The sequence below is a fragment of the Streptomyces solincola genome, assembly GCF_002982015.1.
GTDB lineage: Bacteria > Actinomycetota > Actinomycetes > Streptomycetales > Streptomycetaceae > Streptomyces > Streptomyces solincola.
Genome location: NZ_PVLV01000419.1, coordinates 1 through 6,546, shown reverse-complemented (window position 1 = coordinate 6,546; position 6,546 = coordinate 1). Strand labels below are relative to the sequence as shown.

General features: G+C 74.8%; 5 protein-coding genes. 1 reads left to right on the top strand and 4 read right to left on the bottom strand.

The window, feature by feature from the left end:
- The first annotated feature begins 150 nt into the window (after nt 1-150).
- Nucleotides 151-1,095: an aldo/keto reductase gene (locus C6N75_RS23605; protein ID WP_105870912.1), complete on the top strand. Its 945-nt coding sequence runs from the start codon at nt 151-153 to the stop codon at nt 1,093-1,095.
- A 25-nt stretch (nt 1,096-1,120) separates the two neighbouring features.
- Here C6N75_RS23605 and C6N75_RS23600 read toward each other — a convergent pair whose 3' ends face one another.
- The 4 genes from C6N75_RS23600 to C6N75_RS23585 all read right to left on the bottom strand — a co-directional run bounded on the left by C6N75_RS23600 (nt 1,121) and on the right by C6N75_RS23585 (nt 6,371).
- Nucleotides 1,121-2,449, bottom strand: a complete 1,329-nt coding sequence (locus C6N75_RS23600) for a PrsW family intramembrane metalloprotease (RefSeq protein WP_105870911.1) — start codon at nt 2,447-2,449, stop codon at nt 1,121-1,123.
- 116 nt (nt 2,450-2,565) lie between these two features.
- Entirely contained in the window at nt 2,566-3,330 is a 765-nt protein-coding gene (trmB, locus tag C6N75_RS23595) for a tRNA (guanosine(46)-N7)-methyltransferase TrmB (RefSeq protein ID WP_258177572.1), read from the bottom strand.
- 12 nt (nt 3,331-3,342) lie between these two features.
- Nucleotides 3,343-4,626: an L-2-hydroxyglutarate oxidase gene (gene lhgO, locus C6N75_RS23590; protein WP_407703265.1), complete on the bottom strand. Its 1,284-nt coding sequence runs from the start codon at nt 4,624-4,626 to the stop codon at nt 3,343-3,345.
- Between the two features lie 254 nt (nt 4,627-4,880).
- Entirely contained in the window at nt 4,881-6,371 is a 1,491-nt protein-coding gene (locus tag C6N75_RS23585; RefSeq protein WP_105870908.1) for an MFS transporter, read from the bottom strand.
- Nucleotides 6,372-6,546 lie beyond the last annotated feature (175 nt).

Below are 6,546 nucleotides of genomic sequence, written 5' to 3'. Positions count from 1 at the left end.
CCCCGCCTCCCCCTCGCACTCCGGCAGTCCTGGCGGCACCCCCCCCGACGCCAGGACTGCCGGTTCTCTTCCGCCGGGTCAGCCGGGCCCAGGCATCCCCGGACCCCCGTCGCCGGAATAGCGCTCCCGGCGGGCCTTGTTCTGCCTCCCATGACTTCCCTCCGCCCGCTGGGCTCGTCCGACCTCAACGTCTTCCCGCTCGCCCTCGGCGGCAACGTCTTCGGCTGGACCGCCGACCAGGCGCAGTCGTTCGCCGTACTCGACGCCTACACGGCCGCCGGCGGCAACTTCGTCGACACCGCCGACACCTACTCGTCCTGGGTCCCCGGCAACCAGGGCGGCGAGTCGGAGACCGTCATCGGCGACTGGCTGGCTTCCCGCGGCAACCGCGCGGACGTGGTGATCGCCACCAAGGCCGGCGCCCACCCCGACTTCAAGGGGCTCGCGCCCGCCACTCTCAAGGGCGCGCTCGACCAGTCGCTGCGCCGGCTGCGCACCGACCACGTCGACCTCTTCTACACCCACTACGACGACCCCTCCGTGCCCGTGGAGGAGTTCGTGCCCGTGCTGGACCAGTTCGTCAAGGACGGGAAGGTACGCGCGGTCGCCGCGTCCAACATCACCCCCGAGCGGCTCCAGGAGGCTCTGGACTTCGCCGCCCGCGAGGGACTGACCGCCTACAGCGCCCTCCAGCCGCACTACAACCTGGTCTCCCGGGACACCTACGAGGGTGAACTGCGGGCCACCGCCGAGCGCGCCGGTCTCGCCGCCGTGCCGTACTACGCGCTGGCCTCCGGCTTCCTCACCGGCAAGTACCGGCCCGGCGCCAAGACCGACAGCGCCCGCGCGGAAGGCGCCGGCAAGCATCTGGAGACCGAGCGCGGGCGCCGGGTGCTCGCCGCGCTCGACCAGGTCGCCGAGGCGCACGGCGCCGAACCGGCGACGGTCGCCCTGGCCTGGCTGGCCGCCCAGCCGACCGTGGCCGCGCCGATCGCCTCGGCCCGGACCGTGGAGCAGCTCCCCGCCCTGCTGGCGCTCGGCGAGCTCACGCTGACCGACGCCGACCTGGCGGCCCTGAACGCAGCCTCCGCGTAGGCGGACCGGCCGTCAGTACGGGCCCTCAGTACCGGTAGGGGTTGTAGCTCCCGCCGTAGTTGAGGTGCGGCGGGGGCGTCCACACCCGGCCGGTGACCTGGGCCGCGTAGGTCAGGGCCGGTCCGGCCACCTCCCGGCGCTGCCACAGGTGGTGCAGCAGCTCCTGCTCCCGGGCGGTGAAGTCCGGCCCGGCGTGCCCCCGGCGGGCCCGGTGGCGCAGGAAGGCCAGCGAGGTGGCGAACGCCTCGTACTCGCCGACCGCCCGGGCCGCCGCCGGGCCGAAGGAGCGGGCCGCGTACCCCCGGGCCAGCTCGCGGGCGCGCATCGAGGAAAGTGCCCGGGGCTCGGCCGGCGAGAGCCAGCCGGCCGCCGCGTACGCCGGCAGCTCGCCGGATATGGTCCGCAGCTCGCGCTGGCGCGACCAGATCGCCAGCCAGGTCAGCAGCCCGAACACCGGCACCATGATCACTCCATACACGGCGAAGAACCCCCAGGGGCCGATCGACGCAGAGCCGTTCCACAGGGCGTGCAGCCCCATCGCGAGCACCAGCCCGGCCGCCGGCAGCAGGATCCGGCGCACCGTGTGCCGGCGGGCGGCCGCGGCCGCGATGCCGAAACCTATGCCGGTGAGCACGGTGAACAGCGGGTGGGCGAACGGCGACATCACGATCCGCCCGAAGAACGTCGCCGCGGTGACCGACCCGATCCCGGCCGAGCCGATCTCCTGATCCTCGCCGAAGGCCCGGCCCAGGTAGAGGATGTTCTCGGTGAAGGCGAAACCCGTCGCCGCGAACCCGGCGACCACCACACCGTCCACGATGCCGGTGAAGTCCCGCCGCCGGAGCGCGAAGACCAGCGCGATCGCCACGGCCTTGGCGCTCTCCTCCACCACGGGGGCCACCACGGTCGCGCCCAGGGTGTTCGCCGACGCGGGGTCGGCCGTGGCGGTGGCTATCCAGGCGGTGGTCAGGGTGTTGGCGGTGATCGCGACCAGGGTGGCGGCACACGCGCCCCAGGCGAACGCGAAGAGCAGGTTCTTGAACGGCGCCGGCTCCACCCGGTCCAGCCAGCGGAACGCGGCCAGCAGCAGCGGCACCGGCAGCAGGGCGAGGCCCATTCCGACCAGAAAGCCCTGGGTGCCGGTCTGCTCGCGCACCAGCGCGAAGATCACCAGCCCGCACAGGGCGAGGACCAGGGCCAGCGCCCCCGCCCGCACCAGCTTGCTCCGCCACAGGGCGCGGCGCGGCTTGTAGCGCCAGCGGGCGCGCTCCGGCACGGCGTCGAACGACGGCTGCGGTTCGTACGCCGGGACGGGCGGCTGCGGCGGGGTGGGGTGCGCGGACGAGTGGGACACGTGATCGACCCTAACGACCGCCACGGACACGCTGCGACGAGTGAGCTACCGGCAGAACCGGACCCCTCGGGTCCTGTTCCGTGCCCACCGGGCCCTGGGCCGCTGCCCCGGCCGGCTCAGACCCGGCGGAAGAGCAGGTCGTGCACCAGGTGGCCCTTGTCCAGGCCCTGGCCCTCGAACCGGGTGAGCGGCCGGAACGCCGGGCGGGGCGCGAAGCCGCCGTCGGCGCTGGTGTTGGCGAAGTCGGGGTGCGCGCCGAGCACCTCCAGCATCTGCTCGGCGTACGGCTCCCAGTCCGTGGCACAGTGCAGCAGCGCACCGGGCCGCAGCCGGCTGGCGGCCAGCGTCAGGAACTCCGGCTGGATCAGCCGCCGCTTGTGGTGCCGCTTCTTCGGCCAGGGGTCCGGGAAGTAGACGCGCACGCCGGCCAGGGCGTCCGGCGCGAGCATCTCGCGGAGCAGGATGATGGCGTCGCCGTTGGCCACCCGTACGTTAGTCAGGCCCGCGCGGTCGGCGAGGCCGAGCAGGTTCCCCTGGCCGGGGGTGTGCACGTCCACCGCGAGGATGCCGGTGGACGGGTCGTCGGCGGCCATCCGGGCCGTCGCCTCACCCATGCCGAAGCCGATCTCCAGGACGACCGGCAGTCCGTCGAACATCGCGCCCAGGTCGAGCCGCCGCTGCCCGTCGACGTCCAGCCCCCAGGTGCCCCACAGCCGCTCCAGGGCATCCGCCTGACCTGCGGTGACGCGGCTGCGACGAGGCTGGAAGCTGCGGATGCGCCGCTCGAAGTGGGACCCGGCGGGGTCGGGCGCGGGACCCTGCGGGAAGCGGGGCTCCCCCTTGGGGCGGCGGTGCACGGCGATATCACGGGGCTCAGACACAATGCCCCGATTCTACGGGCCGCCCGGCGTGCGGGCGGCGGCCGGCTCCGCGCCCCCGGGCAGCGGACCGGCCGGCTCGCGGCCCAGGTGCCGCAGGGCCCGGCGGGCCACCTCGCGCCCGATCGGCAGGGACGCCGTCGCCGCGGGGGAGGGGGCGTTCAGCACATGGACCGTGCGTGGGGCCTCCCGGAGCAGGAAGTCGTCGGCGAGCGTGCCGTCCCGCAGCACCGCCTGAGCCCGCACCCCCGCCGGCGAGGGACGTAGATCCGCCTCGGTCACCTCGGGCAGCAGCCGCTGCACCGCCTCGGTGAACGCCCGTCTGGACAGCGAGCGGCGCAGCTCCCCCGCCCCGTACCGCCAGTGGCGGCGGGCTATCCGCCAGGAGCCCGGCCAGGCCAGGGTGGCGGCCAGCTCACCGGGGCGCACCACCGACCAGTCGTACCCCTCCCGGCCGAGCGCCGGCACCGCGTTCGGACCGACGTGCACACCGCCGTCGATGCCGCGGGTGAGGTGCACCCCGAGGAACGGGAACGCCGGGTCGGGCACCGGATAGACCAGTCCGCGCACCAGCTCGGGCCGCGCCAGCTCGTGGTACTCGCCCCGGAACGGCACGATCCGCATGCCCGGGTCGTCCCCCGCCAGCCTGGCCACCCGGTCGCAGTGCAGCCCCGCGCAGTTGACCAGCACCCGGGCGCGGACCACGTCCCCGGCGGTGGTGCGCACCGCGACGCCCCAGGGGCGCCGGTCCACCGAGGCGACCTCCGCCCCGTACCGCACCTCGGCGCCGCAGCCTGCGGCCGAGTCGGCGAGCTGGGCGGCCACCGCGGCGTAGTCGCACACCCCGGTCGTGCCCACGTGGATGCCGGCCAGGCCGCGCACCCGCGGCTCGTACTCGGCGATCTGGGCCGGTCCCAGCTCGCGCACCGGGATGCCGTTCTCCCGGCCGCGCTGGACCAGGGCGTGCAGCCGGGGCAGCTCGTCGCGCCGGGTGGCGACGATCAGCTTGCCCGTGACGGCGTGCGGGAGCCCGTACTCCGCGCAGAACTTCACCATCTCCGCGGCGCCCCGCACCGCGTACCGGGCCTTGAGCGAGCCGGGGCGGTAGTAGATGCCGCTGTGGATCACCCCGCTGTTGCGCCCGGTCTGGTGCCGGGCCGGCCCGGGCTCCTTCTCCAGGACCACCACGCCCGTCCCCGGCGCGGCCCGTGTCAGGGCGTACGCCGTCGACAGCCCGACGATCCCGCCACCGATCACGAGCACGTCGCAGTCGAAGCCCTGGCTGCCGTACGCGGACACCTGTGCCACCTCCCACCCCGATAGTGCACTGGCCCACTGACAACCGCGCTAAACGTCCTACCCCGCCGACGCCGGAGGGGACCGTCTGCCCCGTCCGCCCGCTCGGCTTCCGCCCGCCCCGCGCGTGACCAGCGTCACGCGGCACTCGGCGCGCTCACCTCACCGGCGCCGGCCTCACGCCGTGCGCGCCGGCACCACGCCGTGGTCGTCGGCCCCAGGCCGTGATCGCCGGCCTCACGCCGTGATCGCCGGCCTCACGCCGTGGTCATCAGCAGCGGCCGGGCCCGTTCGCGCAGCTCGGCGACGCGCGGCTCGTCCCCGTACGGCTCCAGGCGGTGCAGCAGATCGCGTACGTACTCGGTGGTCCGCGCCGAGGAGATCCGGTTGGCCACCTCCACCGCCCGCACGCCCGCCGCGCAGGCCGCGTCGAGGTTCCCCGACTCCAGCTCGGCGACCGCGCTCACCACCAGCCGCAGTCCGTGCGAGCGTACGAACTCCTCGGTGGGGCGGGACAGCGCCTGCTCGGTGAAGCGCCGCACCTGGCGCGGCAGGCGCAGGTCGCGGTAGCACTCCGCGGCGTCCGCCGCGAACCGGTCGTAGGAATAGAACCCCAGCCAGGACGGGTCCGGGTCGCCCTCCCGGGAACGCTCCAGCCAGCCCTCCGCCGCCCGCAGCGACCCGCCGGCCGCGGCCGAGTCGCCGGCCTTGGCATGCGCCCGGGCCTCCACCAGCCGGAAGAACGACAGGGTGCGGGCGGTGGCCAGCCCCCGGTTGCGCTCCAGCGCCGCCTGGGCCAGGTCCACGCCCTCGTCGGCGAAGCCGCGGTAGGTGGCCTGAAGCGACATCGACGCCAGCACGTACCCGCCCAGCGGCACGTCCGCGGCGGCCCGGGCCAGCCGCAGGGCCTGGATGTAGTACCGCTGGGCGGCCTCCTGCTGACCGGTGTCGAAGGCCATCCAGCCGGCCAGCCGGGTCAGCTCCGCGGTCGCGCCGAACAGCGCGCGGCCGACCTCGTCGGAGTACGAGCCGAGCAGCAGTGGGGCCGCGTCCACCCGCAGGCACTCCGGCACCATCGAGGAACGCCAGTCGCCGCCGCCGTACTTGGAGTCCCACCGCCGGGCGTCCTCGGCGGCCTCGCGCAGCTTGGCCACGTCACTGTGGCCCACCCGCACCGACCCGCCCTCGTCGACGACCCCGCCCTCCTCGGCGGCCCCGGGCTCCTCGCCCCCGTGGGCGGTCGCCGCGCCGCCGTCGTCCGCCGCCGGCCGCCGCTCCACCGAGGCGTCCGCCGGGGTTATCAGCCAGCGTGAGACGGGGGTGGCGTACGCGCTGACCGCGAACGACCCGGCCAGCGACTGCCAGATGCCGCCCCCGGCGCCCGCCCGCCGGCCGGCCAGGTCCAGCCGGTACAGGTCGGTCGCCGACTTCACCGCCTCGCCCACGTCCCGGGGGAAGGCGAGGCCCACCTCCGGCGCCGGGTCGGCGTCCGCCAGTCCGATCTCGTGCAGCGGAACCGGGCGGCCCAGCTTCTGCCCGATCGCGGCCGCGATCAGATGCGGCGCGGCGCCCTGCGGCACCATGCCCTTCGACACCCACCGGGCCACCGACGTCTTGTCGTACCGCAGCGTCAGGCCACGCTGCGCGCCCAGGTCGTTGACCCGCCGGGCGAGACCGGCGTTGCTGATTCCCGCGAGGGCGAGAACCGTGCCGAGCTTCTCGTTCGGCCCGCGTTGCTCCCTGGACATGCGACGCCACCCCTCGAGCACAGACGGCCGCAGCGACGCCAGGCATAGGCGCGCGGCATTCGTAAACCCAGCGTAGTTCGCCGCATGCCTACCGTTAAGGGGCGGTGTGCCGTATGGCGAGATTGTGGCCCGTCCGGTCAAATCGGCCCTTCCCCCGCCAACCGCCCCCTTCCTC